18 protein-coding genes and 1 pseudogene are annotated in these 23,464 nt (G+C 50.2%); 14 read left to right on the forward strand and 5 right to left on the reverse strand.

All coding sequences use genetic code 11. The features are described 5' to 3' along the window. Positions 1–134: 134 nt before the first annotated feature. Positions 135–740, reverse strand: coding sequence for an FMN-dependent NADH-azoreductase (gene azoR / locus ACO7SM_RS10730; protein ID WP_192612286.1), 606 nt, complete (start codon positions 738–740; stop codon positions 135–137). A 201-nt stretch (positions 741–941) separates the two neighbouring features. Here azoR and hrpA point away from each other — a divergent pair, with 201 nt between their 5' ends. Next, the gene (hrpA, locus tag ACO7SM_RS10735) at positions 942–4,844 is read left to right on the forward strand and encodes an ATP-dependent RNA helicase HrpA (protein WP_490470782.1); all 3,903 of its coding nucleotides are present in this window, start codon (positions 942–944) and stop codon (positions 4,842–4,844) included. 56 nt (positions 4,845–4,900) lie between these two features. Here the strand turns inward: hrpA and ACO7SM_RS10740 are convergent, their stop codons facing one another. After that, positions 4,901–6,220 (reverse strand): MFS transporter, encoded by a 1,320-nt coding sequence (locus ACO7SM_RS10740; RefSeq protein ID WP_490470783.1) that lies wholly within the window; start codon positions 6,218–6,220, stop codon positions 4,901–4,903. Positions 6,221–6,607: 387 nt separating this feature from the next. On the opposite strand from ACO7SM_RS10740, the gene ACO7SM_RS10745 reads away from it, so the two are divergent. Further along, positions 6,608–7,408, forward strand: coding sequence for a YdcF family protein (locus tag ACO7SM_RS10745; protein ID WP_490470784.1), 801 nt, complete (start codon positions 6,608–6,610; stop codon positions 7,406–7,408). 204 nt (positions 7,409–7,612) lie between these two features. After that, the gene (gene aldA / locus ACO7SM_RS10750) at positions 7,613–9,052 is read left to right on the forward strand and encodes an aldehyde dehydrogenase (RefSeq protein ID WP_490470785.1); all 1,440 of its coding nucleotides are present in this window, start codon (positions 7,613–7,615) and stop codon (positions 9,050–9,052) included. Positions 9,053–9,114: 62 nt separating this feature from the next. Here aldA and gap read toward each other — a convergent pair whose 3' ends face one another. Then, entirely contained in the window at positions 9,115–10,116 is a 1,002-nt protein-coding gene (gene gap / locus ACO7SM_RS10755; protein WP_490470786.1) for a type I glyceraldehyde-3-phosphate dehydrogenase, read from the reverse strand. Positions 10,117–10,307: 191 nt separating this feature from the next. Between gap and cybB the strand changes: the two genes are divergently transcribed. From cybB to ACO7SM_RS10770, 3 genes are all read left to right on the forward strand, one after another. Beyond that, positions 10,308–10,838: a cytochrome b561 gene (gene cybB, locus ACO7SM_RS10760; protein WP_490470787.1), complete on the forward strand. Its 531-nt coding sequence runs from the start codon at positions 10,308–10,310 to the stop codon at positions 10,836–10,838. A 374-nt stretch (positions 10,839–11,212) separates the two neighbouring features. Further along, positions 11,213–11,425, forward strand: coding sequence for a hypothetical protein (locus tag ACO7SM_RS10765; protein WP_162382219.1), 213 nt, complete (start codon positions 11,213–11,215; stop codon positions 11,423–11,425). A 449-nt stretch (positions 11,426–11,874) separates the two neighbouring features. Next, positions 11,875–12,795, forward strand: a complete 921-nt coding sequence (locus ACO7SM_RS10770) for a Tle-like phospholipase domain-containing protein (protein ID WP_490470788.1) — start codon at positions 11,875–11,877, stop codon at positions 12,793–12,795. Between the two features lie 41 nt (positions 12,796–12,836). Here the strand turns inward: ACO7SM_RS10770 and ACO7SM_RS10775 are convergent. After that, positions 12,837–13,209 (reverse strand): annotated as a pseudogene (locus ACO7SM_RS10775) (IS4 family transposase); the annotation flags it as partial. A gap of 72 nt (positions 13,210–13,281) precedes the next feature. On the opposite strand from ACO7SM_RS10775, the gene ACO7SM_RS10780 reads away from it, so the two are divergent. From ACO7SM_RS10780 to ACO7SM_RS10810, 7 genes are all read left to right on the forward strand, one after another. Further along, on the forward strand, positions 13,282–13,713 hold the full coding sequence (locus ACO7SM_RS10780) for a bacteriophage antitermination protein Q (protein ID WP_490470789.1): 432 nt from the start codon (positions 13,282–13,284) through the stop codon (positions 13,711–13,713). Between the two features lie 288 nt (positions 13,714–14,001). Further along, positions 14,002–16,026 (forward strand): hypothetical protein, encoded by a 2,025-nt coding sequence (locus ACO7SM_RS10785; RefSeq protein WP_490470790.1) that lies wholly within the window; start codon positions 14,002–14,004, stop codon positions 16,024–16,026. 166 nt (positions 16,027–16,192) lie between these two features. Next, on the forward strand, positions 16,193–17,092 hold the full coding sequence (locus ACO7SM_RS10790) for a hypothetical protein (protein WP_490470791.1): 900 nt from the start codon (positions 16,193–16,195) through the stop codon (positions 17,090–17,092). Between the two features lie 45 nt (positions 17,093–17,137). Next, positions 17,138–17,299: a hypothetical protein gene (locus tag ACO7SM_RS10795; RefSeq protein ID WP_490470792.1), complete on the forward strand. Its 162-nt coding sequence runs from the start codon at positions 17,138–17,140 to the stop codon at positions 17,297–17,299. Positions 17,300–17,533: 234 nt separating this feature from the next. Further along, entirely contained in the window at positions 17,534–17,809 is a 276-nt protein-coding gene (locus tag ACO7SM_RS10800) for a metal/formaldehyde-sensitive transcriptional repressor (RefSeq protein ID WP_003833178.1), read from the forward strand. A gap of 32 nt (positions 17,810–17,841) precedes the next feature. Then, positions 17,842–18,960 (forward strand): S-(hydroxymethyl)glutathione dehydrogenase/class III alcohol dehydrogenase, encoded by a 1,119-nt coding sequence (locus tag ACO7SM_RS10805; protein ID WP_490470793.1) that lies wholly within the window; start codon positions 17,842–17,844, stop codon positions 18,958–18,960. A gap of 169 nt (positions 18,961–19,129) precedes the next feature. Beyond that, positions 19,130–20,803 carry a methyl-accepting chemotaxis protein gene (locus ACO7SM_RS10810; protein WP_490470794.1) on the forward strand — a complete coding sequence of 558 codons (1,674 nt, stop codon included), beginning with the start codon at positions 19,130–19,132 and terminating at the stop codon, positions 20,801–20,803. Between the two features lie 80 nt (positions 20,804–20,883). Here ACO7SM_RS10810 and ACO7SM_RS10815 read toward each other — a convergent pair whose 3' ends face one another. Continuing rightward, the gene (locus ACO7SM_RS10815; RefSeq protein ID WP_490470795.1) at positions 20,884–21,807 is read right to left on the reverse strand and encodes a LysR substrate-binding domain-containing protein; all 924 of its coding nucleotides are present in this window, start codon (positions 21,805–21,807) and stop codon (positions 20,884–20,886) included. Positions 21,808–22,102: 295 nt separating this feature from the next. Here ACO7SM_RS10815 and hglS point away from each other — a divergent pair, with 295 nt between their 5' ends. Next, positions 22,103–23,446: a 2-oxoadipate dioxygenase/decarboxylase HglS gene (gene hglS, locus ACO7SM_RS10820; RefSeq protein WP_490470796.1), complete on the forward strand. Its 1,344-nt coding sequence runs from the start codon at positions 22,103–22,105 to the stop codon at positions 23,444–23,446. The last annotated feature ends 18 nt before the right edge of the window (positions 23,447–23,464 follow it).

Below are 23,464 nucleotides of genomic sequence, written 5' to 3' on the forward strand. Positions count from 1 at the left end.
ATAAATAAAAGACTTATTAACAGTGTGGTTTTGTGGTGAAGGTAAAGGAATAAGTAATACAAAATACGATGGGGGGATTTTGGGATATAAAAGAAAGACAAAACCCTCTCACCAGGCGGTGAGAGGGGTGATTTTTAAGCGGCAACGACGCTGTCGATGGCCGCTTTGGCGTCGGATTGCGCTTTGGTCGCGACATCCGGGCCGTAGGCAATCCCTTCGGCAAAGACGAAATTCACGTCGGTAATACCAATAAAGCCGAGGAAGACTTTCAGGTACGGCGCGATCAGGTCAGTCGGGGTATCTTTGTGAATACCGCCACGGCTGGAGAGAATTACCGCACGTTTACCGGTAACCAGACCTTCCGGGCCTTTCTCGGTGTAGCGGAACGTCACGCCAGCACGGGCAATCAGGTCGAAGTAGTTTTTCAACTGCGTCGGGATGTTGAAGTTGTACATAGGCGCCGCGATAACAATAACGTCGTGGGCTTTCAGCTCCGCAATCAGTTCATCAGAGAGCGCCAGCGCTTCCTGTTGACGCGGGGTCAGCGCAGCGTCGCTCGGACGCAGGGCACCCACCAGCTCGCCATCCAGTACCGGGATTGGGTTTGCTGCGAGGTCGCGAACGGTGATTTCGTCTGCGGAGTGTTTTTCACGCCACTGTTCAACAAAATAATCAGACAACTGACCGGACTGAGAGTACCCTGCCAGAATACTGGATTTGAGGACTAATACCTTGCTCATGGGTGTTTCCTTGTATGTGTTTGAAAGGGGGATGCCCCGTTGCTTGTTGACACTTTATTCACAATCCTGCCGCAGTGATAGCGCAATATATCGAATCCTATGTTCGAAATTATTGAACGACACACGGTTAGCGCCGATGTGGTAATCTATACCCAACATCGAAATGAGATTTTATCAGGCAGAGCACTGCCCTCTAACGTTATGACAGAACAACAAAAATTGACTTTCCACAGCCTGCAACAACAGCTGGAATCGCTGATGTTGCGTGACCGCCAGCGCTTTGCTCGTCGCCTGCACGGTGTGAAGAAGGTTAAAAATCCTGATGCACAACAGGCCATTTACCAGGAGATGGCGAAAGAGATTGAACAGGCGGCAGGTAAAGTCCTGCTGCGTGAAGCGGCACGTCCTGACATCACTTACCCGGACAACCTGCCGGTGAGTCAGAAAAAACAGGATATCCTCGAAGCCGTTCGTGACCATCAGGTGGTGATTGTGGCGGGGGAAACCGGCTCCGGGAAAACCACGCAGTTACCCAAAATCTGTATGGAACTGGGGCGCGGCATTAAAGGATTGATTGGTCATACGCAGCCGCGTCGTCTGGCGGCGCGTACCGTCGCCAACCGTATTGCTGAGGAACTGCAAACGGAGCCGGGCGGCTGTATCGGCTATAAAGTTCGTTTTAGCGATCACGTCAGCGACAACACGATGGTCAAGCTGATGACCGACGGTATCCTGCTGGCGGAAATCCAGCAGGACAGACTGCTGATGCAGTATGACACCATCATTATTGATGAAGCGCACGAACGCAGCCTGAACATCGATTTTCTGCTCGGCTATCTGAAAGAGCTGTTGCCGCGTCGCCCGGATCTGAAAATTATCATCACCTCCGCGACCATCGACCCTGAGCGTTTTTCACGCCACTTTAATAATGCGCCAATCATCGAAGTATCTGGCCGAACCTATCCGGTTGACGTGCGCTATCGCCCGATAGTCGAAGACGCGGACGATACCGAACGCGATCAGCTGCAGGCGATTTTTGACGCGGTGGATGAGCTGGGACGCGAGAGCCCCGGCGATATTCTGATCTTTATGAGCGGCGAGCGTGAAATCCGCGACACCGCCGATGCGCTCAATAAACTCAATCTGCGCCATACCGAAGTGCTGCCGCTGTATGCCCGGCTTTCTAATAGTGAACAGAACCGGGTCTTCCAGTCGCACAGCGGGCGTCGCATTGTGCTGGCGACCAACGTGGCGGAAACCTCGCTGACGGTGCCTGGCATTAAGTATGTGATTGACCCCGGCACCGCACGTATCAGCCGCTACAGTTTCCGTACCAAAGTCCAGCGACTGCCGATTGAACCGGTGTCGCAGGCCTCCGCTAACCAGCGTAAAGGCCGCTGCGGACGTGTGTCGGAAGGGATCTGTATCCGCCTCTATTCTGAAGACGATTTCCTGTCGCGCCCGGAATTTACCGATCCTGAAATCCTGCGTACCAACCTGGCGTCCGTCATTCTGCAAATGACGGCGCTGGGGCTGGGCGACATTGCGGCGTTTCCGTTTGTCGAAGCGCCAGATAAACGCAACATCCAGGATGGTGTACGCCTGCTGGAAGAGCTGGGCGCGATCGCCACCGATGAACAGCAGACCGCATACAAACTGACGCCGCTCGGTCGCCAGTTATCGCAGTTGCCGGTGGACCCGCGTCTGGCGCGGATGGTACTGGAAGCGCAAAAACATGGCTGCGTGCGCGAGGCGATGATCATCACCTCCGCGCTGTCCATCCAGGATCCGCGTGAGCGCCCGATGGACAAAAAGCAGGCGTCCGACGAAAAGCATCAGCGCTTTCACGATAAAGAGTCTGATTTCCTGGCGTTTGTGAATCTGTGGAACTACCTCGGTGAGCAGCAGAAAGCGCTATCGTCGAATCAGTTTCGCCGTCAGTGCAAAGTCGACTTCCTTAACTACCTGCGCGTACGCGAGTGGCAGGATATCTACACGCAGTTGCGTCAGGTGGTGAAAGAGCTTGGTATTCCGGTGAACAGTGAACCCGCAGAGTATCGAGAGATTCATATCGCGCTGCTCACCGGTTTGCTTTCCCATATCGGCATGAAGGATGCTGATAAGCAGGAGTTTACCGGCGCGCGTAACGCCCGCTTTTCCATCTTCCCCGGTTCGGGTTTATTTAAAAAACCGCCGAAGTGGACGATGGTTGCCGAACTGGTGGAAACCAGTCGACTGTGGGGACGCATCGCCGCACGAATCGACCCCGAGTGGGTGGAACCGGTCGCGCAGCATCTGATCAAACGTTCATACAACGAACCGCACTGGGAACGGGCGCAGGGTGCCGTGATGGCGACGGAAAAAGTCACCGTTTACGGCCTGCCGATTGTCGCCGCGCGTAAGGTCAACTACAGCCAGATCGATCCTGTGCTTTGCCGTGAGCTGTTTATCCGTCACGCGCTGGTGGAAGGCGACTGGCAGACACGCCACGCGTTCTTTCGAGAGAACCTGAAACTGCGCGCCGAAGTGGAAGAGCTGGAGCACAAATCGCGCCGCCGCGACATTCTGGTCGACGACGAAACGCTGTTCGAATTCTATGACCAGCGCATCAGCCATGATGTTATCTCCGCGCGTCACTTTGACAACTGGTGGAAGAAAGTCAGTCGCGAAACCCCGGATCTGCTCAACTTTGAAAAAAGTATGCTGATTAAAGAGGGGGCGGAAAACATCAGCAAGCTGGATTACCCGAACTTCTGGCATCAGGGCAATCTTAAGCTGCGGTTGAGCTATCAGTTTGAACCCGGCGCGGATGCCGACGGCGTTACCGTCCACATTCCTCTGCCGTTGTTAAACCAGGTGGACGAGAGCGGCTTTGAATGGCAAATTCCCGGCCTGCGCCGCGAACTGGTTATCGCTCTGATTAAATCGTTACCGAAACCGGTACGGCGTAACTTTGTGCCCGCGCCTAACTATGCTGAAGCGTTTTTAGGCCGCGTGACGCCGCTCGAGCTGCCGCTGCTGGATTCACTGGAACGTGAACTGCGCCGGATGACTGGCGTAACGGTTGACCGCGAAGCCTGGCAGTGGGATCAGGTGCCCGATCACCTGAAAATGACCTTCCGGGTGGTGGATGACAAAAACAAAAAGCTCCAGGAAGGGCGCTCTTTGGCCGATTTGAAAGATGCGCTGAAGAGCAAAGTGCAGGAAACGCTCTCCGCCGTTGCCGATGACGGTATCGAACAGAGCGGCTTGCATATCTGGAGTTTTGGTCAGCTACCGGAAAGCTACGAACAGAAACGCGGCAACTACAAAGTGAAAGCCTGGCCCGCGCTGGTGGATGAGCGCGACAGCGTCTCCATCCGGTTGTTCGACAATCCACTGGAACAACAGCAGGCGATGTGGTGCGGGTTGCGCCGCCTGTTACTGCTGAATATTCCGTCGCCGATCAAGTATCTGCACGAGAAGCTGCCGAACAAAGCCAAACTTGGCCTGTACTTTAACCCGTACGGCAAGGTGCTGGAACTGATCGACGACTGTATCTCCTGCGGCGTAGACCAGTTGATTGACGCCAACGGCGGGCCGGTGTGGACGGAAGAGGGCTTTGCGGCGTTGCATGAGAAAGTCCGTGCCGAGTTGAACGAAACGGTTGTCGACATTGCAAAACAGGTTGAACAGATCCTGACGGCTGTTTTCACTATCAACAAACGCCTGAAAGGGAGGGTGGATATGACCATGGCGCTGGGACTTTCCGATGTCAAAGCGCAAATGGGCGGGCTGGTGTATCGCGGTTTCGTCACCGGTAACGGCTTTAAACGCCTTGGCGACACGCTGCGTTATTTGCAGGCGATTGAAAAACGGCTGGAAAAACTGGCTACCGATCCACACCGCGATCGGGCGCAGATGTTGAAAGTCGAAAGCGTACAGCAAGCCTGGCAGCAGTGGTTCAACAAACTGCCGCCAGCGCGTCGTGACGATGAGGATGTCAAAGCGATCCGCTGGATGATTGAAGAACTGCGCGTCAGCTACTTTGCCCAACAGTTAGGAACACCTTATCCGATCTCGGATAAGCGTATTCTGCAAGCAATGGAGCAGATTAGCGGCTAGCGTTTTTCATGCCAGCGCATGAAATTACGGCCAGCATTTGCTGGCCGTTTTGCTGATTACAGGGTTGACGTTTGCGCGTCAATAACGGCTGTGCGGCGACGGCGGCTGGCGAAGAAAATCGCCGTCAGTGAGATGGCGACGGTGGTCATCAGATAGATGGCGACAGGTACCCAGTCGCCATCGTATTTTGCCAACAGGCCGGTGGCGATCAGCGGGGCGGTTCCGCCCGCCAGTGCCGCGCCAATCTGATACCCCAGCGTAATACCGGTATAGCGAACGTTAGCGCTAAAGATTTCAGAACACAGGGTGCCCAGAACGGCGGTCACCGGCGCCCACAAGATGCCAAACATGATGACCGTGGCGACCACAATTCCCCAGGTGGTGCCGGTATTGAGTAACAGGAACCACGGAACAATAAACAGCCCCAGCGCAAACACGCTGATAGCGTACATTTTTTGGCGTCCCACCTTATCGGAAAGCAGCCCCATCAGCGGGATCATCACCGTGGCAACCAGCGCGCCCAGCGTGACCGCTTCCAGCACCTGGGATTTTTGGTAGGTTAACGTGGTGGTGGCGTAGCTGACGACAAAGGTCGAGAAAATATAGAACGGCGCGGTTTCAACCACTTTCAACCCGGCGGCAATCAGCACTTCACGCCAGTGATTCGTCAGCGTATCGCGCAGCGGCGCTTTGGCAACCTGACCGGACTGTTTCACCTTTTTAAATTCCGGCGTTTCATCGATATCTTTGCGGATCCACAGCCCCAACAGCACCAGTACGGAACTTAACAGGAACGGAATACGCCAGCCCCAGGAGAGGAAGTCTTCTTCACTGAATAACGTCATCAGTGAAACGATAAACGTGGCCATCAGCATACCGATGGTGACGCCCGCCTGCGGGATGCTGCCAAAAAAGCCTTTGCGTTTTTCGGGCGCATATTCATACGCCAGTAACAGTGCGCCGCCCCATTCGCCACCGATGCCCATCCCCTGAATGACACGCATCAGAATCAGTAAAATCGGTGCCCAGATGCCGATCATCTCATAGGTCGGCAACAGGCCAATCATCACGGTTGCGCCCCCCATCAGCGAGAGGGTCAGCACCAGCGTTTTTTTACGCCCGATACGATCGCCAATGTGGGCAAACAATACCCCGCCGATAGGACGAATGAAAAAGGTGAGGGAGAACGACAGATAAGAGAGAATCAGCCCAATGACCGGATCAACCATCGGGAAGAAGATTTTGTTAAATACCAGGGCGGCAGCGGTGCCATATAAAAAATAATCAAACCACTCTATCGCGCTGCCGGTCAGACTGGCGATGAGTACTTTTTTGTTTTTCTTCAAAATAGCCGTGCTGCTTTCATGCGTTGTCATTACTGGGAACCTCGCCACAAAGAGTGTAAATCAGGTGATACCCGAAGCGGTGTGGGTGCAACCTGCTGCGTTACAAAAGTTGTTAAATTGTTAATCAAGCTAGAATTGTTTGTAATATTTAACAAGTGACAAGACCAGTAAAAGGGCTAAACAGGCAACATTTTTGCAGCGCGATTCACTGTTTTTTACCGCAATGGTAAGTCAATGCTTTATTCGTGGCGTCATTGACAGGATAATCTCCAGGTGCAACCGCGACTTTTTTAGTTATTTCGTGTTATTTCACAGAGATGATAAAAAGTGCTGAAATTCAACAGACCGTCTTTCAGAGTGATCCGCTATTTTCGCGAAGTGAGTTCGGTACCCTGCAGTGAACAATGAGGAGGAATCATGAACATGCGTCAATTTCCGCCACTGTCCGAAGTGACGTTACAGGCAGTGAACACCGTTGGCCAATGGCTGGCGCAAAACGATTTCTCAGCAGAGGAACCCTTTCAGGCTGACTGCGTCATTCTGGCCGGAAATGCCGTCATCCCCACCATTGATGCGGCTTGCAAAATAGCGAAAGAGCAGCGTATTCCATTGTTGATAAGCGGCGGGATTGGTCATTCAACGACGTTCCTCTATTCGGCGATCGCAGAGCACCCGCGCTATAACACGATACGTACCACCGGGCGGGCCGAAGCCGCAATTTTGGCCGACATTGCCAATCAGTTTTGGCAAATACCCGGCGAATCCATTTGGGTGGAAGACCAGTCAACAAACTGCGGAGAGAACGCCCGTTTTAGCTGTGCATTACTCCGTCAGGCGCCGGTGACCATTAACACGGCGATTGTGGTGCAAGACCCCACCATGCAGCGACGTACGCTGGCGACCTTCCGGCGTGTGACGAAGGATGATCCCGACGCCCCGCGCTGGCTCAGCTTCCCTGGTTTTACGCCGGAGTTACGCCATCGGGAAGAGGGCGTTGATTTTGCGAATGCGGAACAAGGGGTGTGGCCTGTTGATCGTTACCTGTCATTAATTGCCGGAGAACTCCCACGAGTGCGGGATAATGAGGGCGGTTACGGGCCGCGCGGGCGTGATTTTATTGTCCACATTGACATTCCCGATGAGGTTGAGGCAGCCTGGCAGATCCTGCAAGACGATGAAGTCCTGAATCAGGCCATCGATAGCCGTTCCCTGCGTTAACCGATCATTTTTGCCCGTTTGCGCTGACTTTTGCTCAAACGGGCATGATTTTTCTGCACCTGCGTCCCTCCTGCGCCTGTTTCAGGGCTTCTTTTATGAACTGCTTCACAAAGTCGCTAACCTGACGGCAGCATCTGCTTCGTGATTGATATTAATTAACAATGATTTTACTTGTTAAAAACAAATCAATTACAGGAGCAGCGCATGTCAGCACCCGTACAACACCCGATGTATATCAATGGCCAGTTTGTGAGCTGGCAGGGAACGTCATGGATTGATGTGGTTAATCCTGCAACGGAAGCACTGATTTCCCGCATTCCCGATGGCAGCGCAGAAGAGGCGCGTCAGGCTATTGATGCGGCGGAACGCGCTCAGCCTGGCTGGGAGGCACTGCCCGCCATACAACGGGCGGGATGGCTGCGAAAAATTGCGGCGGGTATCCGCGAGCGTGCAGCAGAAATTAGCGCCTTGATCGTTGAGGAAGGCGGGAAAATTCAGCAACTGGCGCAGGTAGAAGTCGCTTTCACGGCCGATTACATCGACTACATGGCGGAGTGGGCGCGCCGCTACGAAGGCGAAATTTTGCAAAGTGACCGTCCGGGTGAAAATATTCTGTTGTTCAAACGCGCGCTTGGCGTGACCACCGGGATCCTCCCGTGGAATTTCCCGTTCTTTTTGATTGCCCGTAAGCTGGCACCGGCGCTACTGACCGGGAATACCATCGTAATTAAACCCAGTGAGTTCACCCCCAATAATGCCATTGCTTTTGCGCAAATTGTGCATGAAGTGGGTTTGCCTGCCGGGGTCTTTAACCTGGTGTTAGGGCGGGGTGAAACCGTGGGACAGGAGTTGGCGGGCAACCCGAAAGTGGCGATGGTCAGTATGACCGGTAGCGTCGCGGCGGGTGAGAAAATCATGACGGCGGCGGCGAAAAATATCACCAAAGTGTGTCTGGAACTGGGCGGCAAAGCGCCTGCGATTGTGATGGACGATGCGGATGTGGAACTGGCCGTGAAAGCGATAGTTGATTCCCGGGTGATCAACACCGGACAGGTATGTAACTGTGCGGAACGCGTCTATGTGCAAAAAGGGATCTACGATCGCTTCGTTAATCGACTGGGCGAGGCGATGAAAGCGGTACAGTTTGGCGATCCGGCACAGCGGGATGATATCGCCATGGGGCCATTGATTAACGCCGCAGCGCTGGCGCGGGTAGAGCAAAAAGTGGCGAAGGCGGTACAGGAAGGGGCCAGAGTGGTGCTGGGCGGCAAAGCGGTTGAGGGGAAAGGCTACTATTATCCGCCAACCCTGCTGCTGGATGTCCGTCAGGAGATGGCCATCATGCACGAAGAAACATTTGGGCCGGTACTGCCTGTCGTGGCGTTTGACACCCTGGAAGAGGCGTTGCAGATGGCAAATGACAGCGAGTATGGTCTTACGTCGTCTATTTATACCCAGAATCTGAGCGTTGCAATGCAGGCTATCAAAGGGCTGAAGTTTGGTGAAACCTACATCAACCGCGAAAACTTTGAAGCGATGCAGGGTTTTCACGCCGGTTGGCGAAAATCGGGGATTGGCGGCGCCGACGGCAAGCACGGGCTGAATGAATATCTGCAAACGCAGGTTGTCTATCTGCAGTCCTGACAGGCAAGCAGAACCGGGCAGGCCGGGTGAGCGTGAACGCCACCCGGCCACACCCTCATCGTTTAAAGTTTGACGAATTTCTCCAGGGTACGAATCAGTTGGGTGACAAATCCGTACTCGTTATCGTACCAGGCGACCGTTTTCACCAGTTGCAGATCGCCGACTTCTGTAATCTCTGTTTGCGTGGCGTCAAACACCGAACCAAAGTGGGAGCCGATAACGTCGGAAGAGACGATTTCTTCATCGGTGTAGCCAAAGGATTCATTATTCTCCGTCGCCTTTTTCAGCGCGTTGTTAACCTCTTCAGCGGTCACCTTTTTACCCAGAATCGAGACCAGTTCCGTTACCGATCCGGTTTTGACAGGAACACGCTGAGCATGACCTTTCAGTTTGCCGCTCAATTCCGGTATCACCAGGCCAATCGCTTTAGCGGCACCGGTGGTATGGGGGATGATATTTTCTGCCGCCGCCCGTGATGCGCGCAGATCCTTGCCTCGCGGGCCATCGACCAGTGATTGCGTGCCGGTATAGGCGTGAATGGTGGTCATGGTGCCGACCTGAATACCGAAGTTGTCATGCAGCGCTTTGGCCATCGGCGCGAGGCAGTTGGTGGTGCAGGAGGCGACAGAGACAATCTGGTCGCTGGCCGTCAGCGTCTCATCATTGACGTTGAAGACAATGGTTTTCATCTCGCCTGCTGGCGCTGAGATCAGCACTTTTTTCGCACCGGCGTCGAGGTGTGCGTGGGCTTTTTCTGCAGAGGTATAGAAACCGGTACATTCAATGATGAACTCCGCGCCGGTGGTTTTCCAGGGAATATTTTTAGCCTCTTTTTCTGCGTAAACGGCAATTTTCTTGCCATCAACAATCAGCGCATCCTCAGTAAAATCAACGCTCCAGGGGAACGGGCCGTAGTTAGAGTCATGCTTTAACAGATAGGCGAGTATTTTGGGGGAGGTGAGATCGTTAATCGCCACCACATCCGCATTGCTCTTCACTTCCAGCAGACGTCGCAGCACCAGGCGACCGATACGACCAAAACCGTTAATGCCAATTTTACTCATGATTTTCTCCTGTCAGGGTAGGGCAATACGCCACATTTTTTCCCTACCAGGCTTAGTCCACTCTGCCGTTGCGGGCAATGACCATTGTTGCGACCTGGCGTAACCGATTGAAAACGAGGGAACAAAAGTTAATGAATTTTTAACAAAAGCCCGCTATGTTGGCGCTTTATTGTTTTTATTCAGGAATTGTTATGGGCAATAAGTATTCAAGCCTGCAAATTGGTATTCACTGGCTGGTTTTTTTACTGGTGGTAGGCGCCTACTGCGCCATGGAATTACGCGGGTTTGCACCGCGCAGCTATCGTCCGTGGTTCAATGTAGTCCACGTTTCATGCGGTATCTCGATTCTGGTATTGATGGTGACGCGTCTTTTAGTCCGGCTTAAGTATCCCGCGCCGCCGATCGTGCCAAAACCGAAGCCGATGATGACCGGTTTTGCACACCTTGGGCATTTGGTTATCTACCTGCTGTTTATTGTTCTGCCGGTCATTGGCCTGCTGATGATTTACAACCGGGGAAATCCCTGGATTGCATTTGGGATTGTGATGCCACATGCCACCGAAGCCAATTTTGACCTGGCGGATACGCTGAAATCCTGGCACGTCACGCTGGCAAACCTGGGTTATTTTGTGATTGCTCTGCATGCCGCCGCCGCGCTGATACATCACTATTTCTGGAAAGATAATACGCTGTTGCGCATGATGCCGCGTAAACGTTCCTGACGTCACACAGCGCCCTGCATCTGCGTAACACTGTTCACGTAAACCAATGAATGAGGGGAAACACCGGGATTTGGTTCCCGGAGGGACGCCAAACCCGGTGGTCGCCCCGTATATCCCGGTTTTAAACTCACAGTGTGACGTATTTGTGGGGGGCTTTGAACGGGGGAGAGAAAGCACCTGCGTCTAACCAGACCCGTACGCAGGTGAAAAAAACGGGTCTACATCGGAAGCGGCTATTATATTCATTTGTATGACAAATACAAACGAGTTTAATCGCATGCTTGCACACGCTCCCCCGGTTATCCGCACCCTAAACATGGATAAAGCCTGTTCGGCGAACTACGCTTAGAAGGTTATAGATATCGGGAGGGGTTATGCTGACTCACTCTGAAGCCCGACGCTGGGCGACGCTCATGCTGAAATCGGCGCTGTGTGATGGTATGAAGGGGGATGAGATCTGCAGACAAGTGCATCTGGTTTGCGACAAACACGGAAAAGAGTGCCTTGAAGAGCTTATCGAAGAGATATTGATTGAAGCAGGACGCATTGGTCCTCAACACAGTACCGGAGAATACCGGCATCATTAAACCACCGCCAGGCGATACGCCGCCTGCGTGAAAGAAACCCCGAAACCCGGACACCTGACGGTTCGGGGTTTTGTGCGCATTCCCCGTTGTATCATTCACATGAACTCTCCAAACAGCGGATCATCGTTTTACAGCCGCCATCAAACGTTGTTACCATAGCCCAATAGCATGAAGTGAATTATGTAACTCATTGATGTAGAAATGTAATTTATCGAATTTCAGGTGGGCAAATTACTGTGCGTAGACGTCTTGCGCTGTGCAAGCTCTGAGCTAATACGGTTTGCTGCCGTATACCCGACGTCTTTAGTGCATCCAGTGATCCGTGCCATGACGTCATCCGTGCTTAATGACATTCAAATTATCTTAAAATTTTTCATAAAGTGAACAATCCGAAGCTATCTTGAATATGAGGACAGAAAAATACAGCAATAAAATTCAGAGGTACTTTTATGAAAAAGAGTGTCCTGATGTTATGCGCATTTGCATTGGTGAGTTGCACTGGAAAAGACAGGGCTCCGTATGGGGAAAAAGGTGCAGTATTTTGCAATGAACGTTACTTAATACCCAATAGTGGCCCCTTTGATGAAACGACGATTAACGTAGCTACACATGGATATCTATATGCTGTTGCCTCTGCATTAACGCTACAAAAAAACAACAGCGAAAGCGAAGATCATTACTTCGCTACTCCATCCCGAATGACCGTTCTTGAAAATCACAATTTAGAAAAGACATGCTTCTCTGCCACAACATTTTTAGTTAAAGGACGGTCGCCTGACGAACGAGATGAGATCGTAATCGCATATCGGGGTTCAGATGACCTTTGTGATTGGATATCAACGAATTTAAACCCTTTTCCGTACAAAAAACAGTATAACCAGGCAGTGGAATATACGCAGCAAATCCTAAAATCATATGACACAGGCAAAGAAAAAATTGTCGTTACAGGGATCTCGCTGGGAGGCGGGTTGGCAGTTCATGTTGCAAAAGCCCCGGAGACAAGAAGTAAAATAGATGAAGTATGGGCAATAAATCCCAGCCCCAGAACCTATGCAGATAGTAACTTCGATAGCAGGATATGGTTGGCTTCAACAGATACAGAAATTCTTCGTAAAACCAGAACCCGTTCATTTCTCTGGGTTCCTGGTTGGGGGGCAATTGTTGGTCCAGATAACCAGATGTCATCCAACTTTTATTTAATTAAATCGAATAGTATTTATGGACATTTTAGATGGAATATCGTTAAACAAATGTTGTTCGTAGCTGATTATGGATTATCAGACAGAGGACGTAACCCCGCTACAACTGAGCCACTAGCTATTATTAGGGCATCAAAATTTGCATCATGCGGAATCGCAAAATATGAATAAAAACCCCGCTTACGCGCTGAGCGATCCCCATAAAATCAGTGCTAATAAACCAGCATCACATTTCGGTAGGTTCTGGCGAGGTGGGTAAGGATGGTACTGTTAAAATTAGCGGAGAATGCCGTAAGGTGTTCTCCGCTAATGTCAGGAATGAGAGCACACGCCGTGATTTCACACTGTTTGCGTGATATCTCAGATGCGATCCTTTGTTTTGAGCATTATACCCAATTAGCCACAGGGCAACTGTTGCGAGAGTCGCCAGTAAACTCAGCACCCTTATCCGTCCCTCAGTTCTGCTGTGGCTGCCCCGAATACCAAAACCAAAGCGTTAGCGAAGGTTTTGCTCGATTTGCATCCTCCGACTGTACTGCTGAAAATAAGCCAGGACTCTTTTGCCGATGCCCGCCCGTCACGCTCCTGCGAATAACGGGAGACAGAAGTCTCCTGCGCCATTTCCTGACACGCCTACGCCAATCATATGACGAACCCATGGGTTGCTTAAGTGATAAGGCATTTTCTTCGTGTGCGTGGCGTAGGGCGGTTCTTATGTTAGATGCCAGTCAGCAAGCGTGGATCAGATACTGTTATGGGTTTGATCTCCATTTTGATTATCAAACAGAAGTATGCCGTCACATCTGGGAACGCTATATGAAACAACTGGTGGGCGTGAAGATCCAGAAGCGAGTGCTACAGCGTTTAATTCAGCTTGTGTGGCTAGCGGTACAGGATATGGCGACTAAGAATCGAAATGATACTTACAAGGAATATGCAGGTGCATCATTAGCTACGCTAATTAATGTAGAACGTTCTACTTGGTTAAGGGGGTATTCGAAGCATTGGCAGGAAATGAAGCGATTACTATGTGAATTTGATGTGAGTGTATTAATAAATCTAGACAGTAAATTTTATTGTAACATATAAAAATAGGGTTATGTGCAGGAGGGTATGATTAGGTAGCTATCATTCAAAACGACTGCTTTAAACGCTGTTTAAAAGCAGTTTTTTTGCAGGTTGCTCTAACGGATAGACATGATGTAAAGTTGCTGCTATAACTGTTGGATCCGTCGATATCGATTTAGAATCATGTATTTATGATTTTTCACGTTGAGTTATGATTACGGATATTAACAAGAGAAATAATGATTGTGATATTATAGTTGTAGGATATTAAATAAAAATCAGACAGCTTATTAGTTTAAAGGTGATTATATGGATATTAATGGGTTTAGAAATTTGTGCGACGCTATTATATCAAATGGAAATGTTATTGAGCGAAGCACAGATGATGCCTATCTCCTAATAGGGGAGTGCTGCAATGGTTATGCTGAAGTAGTTAGGAGAAAAAGTAGAGACCTAATAAAGCGCATTATATTCGATAGTGTGGTCAATCATAGTAATCCGAAGCCATACCTAAATGTTTTGGAAGTTATATTTGATGCTTCTAGAAGTCATTCAGGTGTAAATAAAGACATAAATTTTCCCAATAAGGATGAATTCAATGATTGGGATAAGATCATTGAAGTGGCTTTGAGCACTAAAAATACGTCACATTTTTTTAGAGTTGAAGAGGATTATCCGGTTACTTACAATAAAGAAATAGAATTTTCAAAGGCTTGTAGAAGACTTTCTGAGCAAGGCATTTCTTTTGATTTTGAAAATGGCAATATTTTCATTGATAAGGGCTCTTATGATTTGGTGCTTCAGATTATCGACGGTTTCATAGAAAAAATTGGTGGTATATCAATACTTGATTACACGTTCCGCATGCTGGAAACTATATATGAACCTTCGCAGGAAAGATTCCATATTTATAGAAAGACTACTCAAGGAGTGGACTACATTAAACCAGAGATCCCATGGGGGTATTTAATAGCTCTGGGCGAAAAAAACCTTAATCGACGACCGAAAACAACCGGGCAAAAAAATGTTGATAATTTTAATTTGTTTTTGCAGTTCATAACTGACCTTGTTACTACTTTTGAAATACAACCGTATATTGTTTGGGAGTCTATATATGTAGATAATATCAAAGCGGTTGAGTTTCTTCAAGAAAATGTGCTCTATGATAATTTGATTTCATTTTTCCAACTGAACAGTAAATATGCTTCTAAGATAATCAATGCTGTAGAAAAACATTGGAGACAGGAGAGTATTGCGAGCTTTGGTTTTAATTTAAATGATGTTATAAAAGTAGGGCTCGCTATTATTGAATCTTCAAATCCAAAATACATCGCACAGATCACCAAATCGAAAATCAGCAAAAAAAGTGGGTTGCAGCTAAATTTAATCAATAGAATTATAAATGACATTTATGCAAAGAAAAATAATTTTGAAATAGGTTTTCCTCCTTCTGGTGAGGCAATGGATCATGTTACATCTCCTCTTTCAGATATTCATGGTGTATACCTTGCATTACCTAAGCCAATAACATGCCTTGCCGTGTTAAATACCATTTTAAATCATATTAGTAGACCTGATGGTGTTTTTGATAATGCTCAAGACAGCTCGGTAGGGAAGTTCATTGAAGAATTTGTATATACTCAGGTAAGCCAGAGTGGTGTGAAATGTTTCAGAGGGGATTACAGAACTATAGATAAAAAAATCAAAGGTGATTGTGATCTCCTAATAAAGGCTGATGGTTATATTTTTATATTCGAAATGAAAAAGAAGGCTTTAACAAGAAAAGCAATGTCAGGTACTGATTACCAAATCATAAAAGATCTTGCTGATAGTGTCATGCGTTCGCAATCACAGTGCGCAAAAATAGAATATGTATTACTGACTGACAAACAACTTACTTTGACTGATGGCGGACAGGATGTAACGATACCTTACAATGGGGAACGTGTTGTTAAGGTTTCTTTGAGTTTGCATGATTTTGGTGCTCTGCAAGATAAAATCATTCTTTCTACAATTTTAAAATTATCATTGCAGGTACACTTTAGTGCTAAGGAAAACGAAGCAAACAAAAAATTGGCAAGTTGGAAGCAATATGTTGATCTTTTTCACGATTACACCATGAAATCTCGCGAGTTGCATGAGTTAAAGGATGAGCATTTTATGGATAATATGTTCATGAGCATCCCTCAACTTCTAACAATTTTGGATGATGTCAACAATGAAAATGAATTTAGAGACTTGAGTAAAAGCTCACAACATATGACTTACTCTACGCGATGCTTTTACAAAGAGTATAGTTTACATAAAAAATTGAGAGCATATAAAGGACAATAAATAGCGCTTTATTTATACATAAACTTGCAAAGTGCAACAAATTAGGCTAAATTGTATGGTAATTTGATATCATGCCATTTTTACATCAACCCACATCATGTCGTGGGTTTTTTTGTAATTTAAAAACAGGGAAGCACATAGCGCCGTCCAACTAACCAGGGGTGGTTTGTCGGGTGGTGTACTAACTCATACTTCTGATATGATTCCCTCATCAATGGCTTGGCAAGGCATACCGTTTCGCGTTCCAATTGATACGAATGAATTTATTTCACTAGCATTAAGCAACATCCCCAAGATGACTATGAAGCTTGAGACTGCCACTGATTATAAAGGGTTAATGCTTACCGCGGGAGCAGCGTTGGTTGGTGGCGTCATCCCTGCCATAATTGCCGGGGTCACATTTTGGATAAATGCTAGGAACGTAAAACGCGAAAGGGAAGCACAGCAAACATTCTTGAGTGATGAAAGGAGCATTCAGCAACAATTTTTAAAAGATGAACGAATTGCTCAAGGTGAGTCTCTAGAGGCGGACAGGAATGCACAACTATTAATCGCCACTAAAAATTTCAATATGCAGGTTCTTTCTGCAAATAGACAGGCATGGATAAATTCTTTCCGAGATTTTGTTTCTGAATATTGTGCTCTGGCAAATAAAAATCTGTCTGCTAGCGCTGATTGTAAAAATCAAAAAATTGCGTTTGATGGCATATCAGAAATTTGTGAGCGTGATAATCCATCACAGAATGATTTAAAATTATATGATAAAGTCTATAGCGAGTTGATTTCATCGACGCAGCTATTAGATGATGTTAAGCATGAATCCGATCGTCTGAGATACAAAATAGAAATGATGTTGAATCCAACAGAAGATGACTCAAACAAAATATTAGAATCAATGAAGCGATTGCGTAATGTTTTAGCTTCATATGGTCTGGACGTAAAAGATTATGAAGCATCTTATGCGGATCTTTATGATGAAATTAGAACACTAACCTCTTGTTCGCAATTCCTTCTGAAAAAGGAATGGGGCCGAGTTAAAACGGCATTTAATGATTATTTAAACTAAAACCCGCATGGCGGGTTTTTTTATGTCTGCAATTCAGGAGGGAACATGCAGAACTACACCCCGTCAGGGGGATGGGGGCCGGTACTTCATTTTTTACACGAGAACAGAATGGCAATTCAGGGCGCATTAACGGCGTTCTTTATCGCGTTGCTTTTCTCTTTGTGGGATGGGGTGACGGCATTTTTGGGGTTATCACCCATGCGGTGAATGATATGCGAACGATGGAATTTGATGATAATCCTGTGATGTGAAGGATTGGATCGAGCGCATTTTTGGGGGCAAAATACTGTTTGGGGGCAATTTGGGGGCAGTAAAAAGTACTGTAATGTCCGATAGCGCCTTTTGAAAATATCGGGTAAATACATGATAACCATAGAAAACTTAATGTTTACATAAGGTTGCTTAAAACGGTACTATACCCCCCTATAGTATGGAGGGCATATGCCGCATTCCCCTGAAGATAAAAAACGTATTCTGACTCGCGTTCGTCGCATTCGCGGGCAGGTTGATGCGCTGGAACGGGCGCTGGAGTCCGGCGAACCTTGCCTGGCTATCCTGCAACAAATCGCGGCGGTGCGTGGAGCCTCTAACGGCCTGATGGGCGAGATGGTCGAGATCCACCTGAAAGATGAGCTGGTCAGCGGGGAAACCACGCCAGACCAGCGCGCGGTGCGCATGGCTGAAATCGGCCACCTTCTTCGTGCTTATCTAAAATAAATACATCACCTGACTATAAAGGGAAGAGACAAATGAAATCACGTGCAGCAGTTGCATTTGGCCCCGGCCAGCCGCTCAAAATTGTTGAGATTGACGTCGCACCGCCAAAGAAGGGTGAAGTGCTGGTTAAAATCACCCATACCGGGGTGTGCCATACCGATGCGTTTACGCTTTCTGGCGATGACCCGGAAGGGGTGTTCCCTGCGGTGCTGGGACACGAAGGCGGCGGCATCGTCGTTGAGGTTGGCGAAGGGGTGACCAGTCTGAAGCCTGGCGATCACGTCATTCCGCTGTACACGGCAGAGTGCGGCGAGTGTAAGTTCTGTAAGTCGGGTAAAACCAACCTGTGCCAGGCCGTTCGCGCCACGCAGGGGAAAGGTCTGATGCCGGACGGCACCACCCGTTTCTCCTACAACGGGGAACCCATTTATCACTATATGGGCACCAGTACCTTCAGTGAGTATACGGTTTGCGCAGAGATCTCTCTGGCGAAAGTGAACCCGCAGGCGCCGCTGGATAAAGTGTGTCTGTTGGGCTGTGGCGTGACCACCGGTATCGGCGCGGTGCATAACACGGCAAAAGTGAAAGAGGGCGACACCGTTGCCGTATTCGGTTTGGGCGGTATTGGTCTGGCAGTCATTCAGGGGGCGGTACAGGCGAAGGCCGGACGCATTCTGGCTATCGATACCAATCCAGAAAAATTCAAACTCGCTGCTGAAATGGGCGCGACTGACTTTATCAACCCGAACGATCATGACAAGCCAGTTCAGGATGTGATTGTTGAACTGACCGACGGCGGCGTCGACTTTAGCTTCGAGTGCATCGGTAATGTCAATGTGATGCGCGCCGCGCTTGAGTGCTGCCACAAGGGATGGGGCGAGAGCATTATTATCGGCGTAGCGGGAGCCGGTCAGGAGATCAAAACCCGTCCATTCCAGTTAGTCACCGGGCGTGTCTGGCGTGGTTCGGCCTTTGGCGGCGTCAAAGGGCGTTCACAGCTTCCGGGGATGGTGGAAGAGGCGATGAGCGGGAAAATCCAGTTGGATCCGTTTATTACCCACCGTTTGCCGCTGGAACAGATTAATGAGGCGTTCGATCTCATGCATCAGGGCAAATCTATCCGCACCGTTATCCATTTCGGCGATAACTAAGTCGTCCGCCAGCGGTATTCGCCGCTGGCACTTTCCTGAATTTCCCGGAATGAATTGTTCTGAAATGTGACGAGTACGGCGCTTTTCAGGGTAAGCCATTGTCGGAAAATGCCGATGATCCTCTCACGGGCGTGTTTTTGCGCATTCACCTACAAGAGAGTCGACGGTCATGGACAACACATCATCGATGCAAGCACCGCATAAGCTGGGCTTTTTGCATCATATCCGGCTGGTTCCGCTGTTTTCCTCCATTCTCGGTGGCATCCTGCTTTTGTTCGCGCTCAGTTCGGGGCTGGCAGGCTATTTTCTGTTGCAGGCCGACCGCGACCAACGCGATGTAACAGATGAAATCCAGGTGCGTATGGGGCTATCTAATAGTTCTGACCATCTGCGTACCGCGCGTATCAGTCTTATCCATGCTGGCGCCGCCAGCCGTATTGCCGAAATGGCGGACATGAAAGCGAATATCGCCGAGGCGGAAAAACGCATCAAACTGGCGCAGGAGGGGTTTAACGCTTACATGGCGCGCGCCGTGAAAACCCCTGCGGATGAAGCGCTGGACGACACGCTACGCACCCGCTTTAACGCCTACACCGACGGTTTGCAGCCGATGCTTAAATACGCCAGAAACGGCATGTTCGAAGCCATTATTAACCATGAAAATGAACAGGCGCGGCCGCTGGACAGCGCGTATAACGCCACGTTGCAGAACGCGGTAAAATTGCGAACGGAACGTGCAAACCAACTGAGCGGCGAGGCGCACCAGCGTAGCCAGTTGGGGCTGATGTTTATGATTGGCGCCTTTGCCCTGGCGCTGGTATTGACCCTGATGACGTTTATCGTGCTACGCCGCACCGTGATTCAGCCATTGCAACGCGCCGCCCGGCGTATCGAACAGATTGCCTCCGGCGATTTGACCCTCCAGGATGAACCCACCGGAGGCAGTGAAATTGGTCGACTGAGCCGTCATCTGCAAAAAATGCAGCACGCGCTGGTTCAGACCGTCGGCACGGTTCGTCAGGGCACGGAAGAGATCTATCGCGGCACCAGTGAAATTTCGGCGGGCAATAGCGACCTCTCTTCACGCACGGAACAGCAGGCGGCGGCGATCGAACAGACTGCCGCCAGCATGGAACAGTTAACCGCGACGGTGAAACAAAATGCGGATAACGCCCACCATGCCAGCACACTGGCGAAAGACGCCTCTGACAAAGCCAGTCGGGGCGGCCAGATGGTTTCTGGCGTGGTGAAAACGATGGGCAATATCGCCTCCAGTTCGAAGAAAATTTCCGAAATCACGGCGGTGATTAATAGCATTGCGTTCCAGACTAATATCCTGGCGCTAAATGCCGCCGTGGAGGCTGCACGCGCGGGCGAACAGGGGCGCGGATTCGCCGTTGTCGCCAGCGAAGTCCGCACCCTTGCCAGTCGCAGCGCGCAAGCGGCGAAAGAGATTGAAGGACTGATTAGCGAATCCGTCAGGCTTATCGATCAAGGCTCGGGTGAAGTGGTGGCCGCGGGCGACACAATGACGGAGATTGTTGCCGCGGTTAAACGGGTTACCGACATTATGCTGAACATTGCGGCCGCCTCTGATGAACAGAGCCGCGGTATTGTGCAGGTCAGCCAGGCCATTTCAGAGATGGATAAAGTGACGCAGCAAAACGCCTCGCTGGTTGAAGAAGCGTCTGCGGCGGCGGCCTCTCTGGAAGCGCAGGCTGCCCGATTAACCGACGCCGTAGGGACGTTTCGTTTGCAGGGCAAAAACCGGGGGACAAGCGTGTCGGGCGCATATTCACCGCGACCCGCCACAGCTCATAGCGATAATTGGGAAACGTTCTGAGTCAGAGGCCGGGGTTTACCCGGCCTTACTTTTTGTGAATGACCGACCGGGTAGCTAAAGCGAGACGACAAGACGAGGCGTCAGAGCGGCATCGATTTGCGAATCGTTGAAATCAACGTTTGTGCTGCACTGGAAAGGGTTGTATCGACCCGCGTGAGGATCCCGATGGGTTCACCGGGCCCCTGAGACGGAATCGGCAGCGACACCAGCGTCGCCTGACGTAAATCATCCCTGACGGCGCCGGAAGGCACGAACCAAACGTAGTCATAATCGACGGTAAGCTGACGCGAGAGTGACGCTGAAAGCGTTTCGATACAGCCGGAAGGCATTTTACAGCCCTGGCTTTCCAGTAAGGCTTCTGCGTTCTGCCGGGGGACGGTTCCCTTAGGGGAGACAACAACCGGCCAGTCCGTCACGCGACTCAGCGTTACCGTTTCCTGTAACAACGGGTGATTAGGGCGCACAACCAGTTTCAGGGATTCGAGAAACAGCAGTTCATAATTGAGTCCGCTCATCAAATCCGGGTCGGACATTCGGCCAATTCCCAGATCGATTTCTCCCGACTTCAGGCCCGCCAGCAGCATGGGATTGTTCATGGTCGCCACTTGCAGGGTCGTCTCTTTTTGTTGCTGATGAAATTGTCCAATAACGGCGGGGAGGATCCCCAGTGCGGCGGTGGGTAGGGCGCCAATGCGCACCACATCATGATTAAGGCCTTCCTTGCGGTTCAGCGCCTGTCCTGCGGTGTTTAGCGCATCAAGCACTTTCACTGCATGGGTAAGAAACTGCTCGCCAGGTAGCGTGAGCTGTGCGCCGAGGCGTCCACGCTCAAAAAGACGGGTTCCGGTCAATTGCTCCAGCTCGTTAAGCGTTTTGGAGAGGGCTGGTTGACTCAGGTTAAGGGTTTCAGCCGCGCGCCCCAGTGTTCCCTGTTGGGCGACGGCTACGAAAGTATGAAGGTGGCGCAAACGAATACGCTGACTGAACAAACCATTTTTTTCCATAATAGATGTTAAAAACAAAACAGTGTTGGTGACAAGTAAAGTTATTTGTTTTTGATAACCTAGCGGCAAATTATTATTAACATTTAAAGCATTTAAGTTACAACTGTTTTGTTTTGCTTATGTTTCATCCTGTTTAGCCGTGTATTTTCCGTTCGGGTGCACATCGCCCCTTTGCTGGGATGGCATAAACGAGGGCGGGGATGAATTCAGGCGAGATCACACTTCGTAAATTCTTCCCCCCAGAGTGAATAGCGTTTTCTACACTCCAGGTAATATTCACTGGAGGCATGACATTATGGCGAACACCATCACGGCAGATGAGATTCGGGAACACTTTTCGCAGGCAATGTCAGCAATGTACCAGCAGGAAGTGCCGCAATACGGCACATTGCTGGAACTTGTCGCTGATGTGAATCTCTCGGTACTGGAAAATAACCCGACGCTGCATGAAAAACTGGCCAACGCCGATGAACTGGCGCGGCTGAACGTGGAGCGCCACGGCGCGATTCGGGTGGGTACCGCAGAGGAACTTTCCACGCTACGCAGGATGTTCGCCATTATGGGAATGTATCCGGTGAGTTATTACGATCTTTCCCAGGCGGGCGTCCCGGTGCATTCCACCGCCTTTCGCCCCATTGATGATGCGTCGCTCTCCCGCAATCCGTTCCGCGTCTTTACCTCACTGTTGCGACTCGAGCTCATCGAGAACGAAGAACTCAGAAAACGGGCGGCGGAGACTCTGGCAAAGCGCGATATTTTTACCCCGCGTTGTCATGCACTGTTGGATGAATTTGACGCGCAGGGCCATTTTACCCCTGCACAGGCGCGAGAATTTGTTCAGCAAGCGCTGGAAACGTTTCGCTGGCATCGACATGCCACCGTTGATGAGGCGACATACCACGCGCTGCATAACGAACACCGCCTGATTGCAGACGTGGTGTGTTTCCCCGGCTGCCATATTAATCACCTGACGCCGCGTACGCTGGACATCGACCGGGTGCAATCCATGATGCCGGAGTGCGGAATCGAACCGAAAATTTTGATTGAAGGCCCGCCACGCCGCGAGGTGCCTATCTTGTTGCGCCAGACCAGTTTTAAAGCGCTGGAAGAACCCGTGTTGTTTGCTGGCGAAATGCAGGGAACCCACTCGGCGAGGTTTGGTGAAATCGAACAGCGCGGCGTGGCGCTGACCCCGAAAGGCCGTGAACTGTATGACACGCTGCTGCAAAAGGCCGGGACAGGTAAAGATAATCTCACGCACCAGCTTCATCTACAGGAGGTGTTCAAATCCTTTCCCGACAGCGAATTTCTCCTGCGCCAGCAGGGGCTGGCCTGGTTTCGCTATCGCCTGACGCCATCGGGCGAGGCGCATCGCCAGGCGATCCACCCGGGGGATGATCCGCAACCGCTGATTGAGCGCGGGTGGGTGGTGGCGCAACCTATTACCTACGAAGATTTTCTGCCGGTGAGCGCGGCGGGGATTTTTCAGTCCAATCTCGGTAATGAAACGCAGGCGCGAAGCCATGGTAATGCCAGCCGCGACGCCTTTGAACAGGCATTAGGTTGTCCGGTCAATGATGAGTTTGCGTTGTACCAGCAGGCGGAAGAACGCAGCAAGCGGCGTTGCGGCCTGCTCTGAACACGGTATCCTGTTGGG

It is taken from the genome of Citrobacter sp. LJND-P06, assembly GCF_058188415.1.

Excerpts from the sequence above, each read along its gene's own strand:
- hglS (WP_490470796.1), top strand. The coding sequence starts at position 22,103 with ATGGCGAACACCATCACGGCAGATGAGATTCGGGAACACTTTTCGCAG.
- ACO7SM_RS10815 (WP_490470795.1), bottom strand. The coding sequence starts at position 21,807 with ATGGAAAAAAATGGTTTGTTCAGTCAGCGTATTCGTTTGCGCCACCTT.
- ACO7SM_RS10800 (WP_003833178.1), top strand. The coding sequence starts at position 17,534 with ATGCCGCATTCCCCTGAAGATAAAAAACGTATTCTGACTCGCGTTCGT.
- azoR (WP_192612286.1), bottom strand. The coding sequence starts at position 740 with ATGAGCAAGGTATTAGTCCTCAAATCCAGTATTCTGGCAGGGTACTCT.
- ACO7SM_RS10805 (WP_490470793.1), top strand. The coding sequence starts at position 17,842 with ATGAAATCACGTGCAGCAGTTGCATTTGGCCCCGGCCAGCCGCTCAAA.
- cybB (WP_490470787.1), top strand. The coding sequence starts at position 10,308 with ATGGGCAATAAGTATTCAAGCCTGCAAATTGGTATTCACTGGCTGGTT.
- ACO7SM_RS10810 (WP_490470794.1), top strand. The coding sequence starts at position 19,130 with ATGGACAACACATCATCGATGCAAGCACCGCATAAGCTGGGCTTTTTG.
- ACO7SM_RS10765 (WP_162382219.1), top strand. The coding sequence starts at position 11,213 with ATGCTGACTCACTCTGAAGCCCGACGCTGGGCGACGCTCATGCTGAAA.
- aldA (WP_490470785.1), top strand. The coding sequence starts at position 7,613 with ATGTCAGCACCCGTACAACACCCGATGTATATCAATGGCCAGTTTGTG.
- hrpA (WP_490470782.1), top strand. The coding sequence starts at position 942 with ATGACAGAACAACAAAAATTGACTTTCCACAGCCTGCAACAACAGCTG.
- ACO7SM_RS10795 (WP_490470792.1), top strand. The coding sequence starts at position 17,138 with ATGCAGAACTACACCCCGTCAGGGGGATGGGGGCCGGTACTTCATTTT.
- ACO7SM_RS10740 (WP_490470783.1), bottom strand. The coding sequence starts at position 6,220 with ATGACAACGCATGAAAGCAGCACGGCTATTTTGAAGAAAAACAAAAAA.
- ACO7SM_RS10770 (WP_490470788.1), top strand. The coding sequence starts at position 11,875 with ATGAAAAAGAGTGTCCTGATGTTATGCGCATTTGCATTGGTGAGTTGC.
- ACO7SM_RS10780 (WP_490470789.1), top strand. The coding sequence starts at position 13,282 with ATGGGTTGCTTAAGTGATAAGGCATTTTCTTCGTGTGCGTGGCGTAGG.
- ACO7SM_RS10785 (WP_490470790.1), top strand. The coding sequence starts at position 14,002 with ATGGATATTAATGGGTTTAGAAATTTGTGCGACGCTATTATATCAAAT.
- gap (WP_490470786.1), bottom strand. The coding sequence starts at position 10,116 with ATGAGTAAAATTGGCATTAACGGTTTTGGTCGTATCGGTCGCCTGGTG.
- ACO7SM_RS10745 (WP_490470784.1), top strand. The coding sequence starts at position 6,608 with ATGAACATGCGTCAATTTCCGCCACTGTCCGAAGTGACGTTACAGGCA.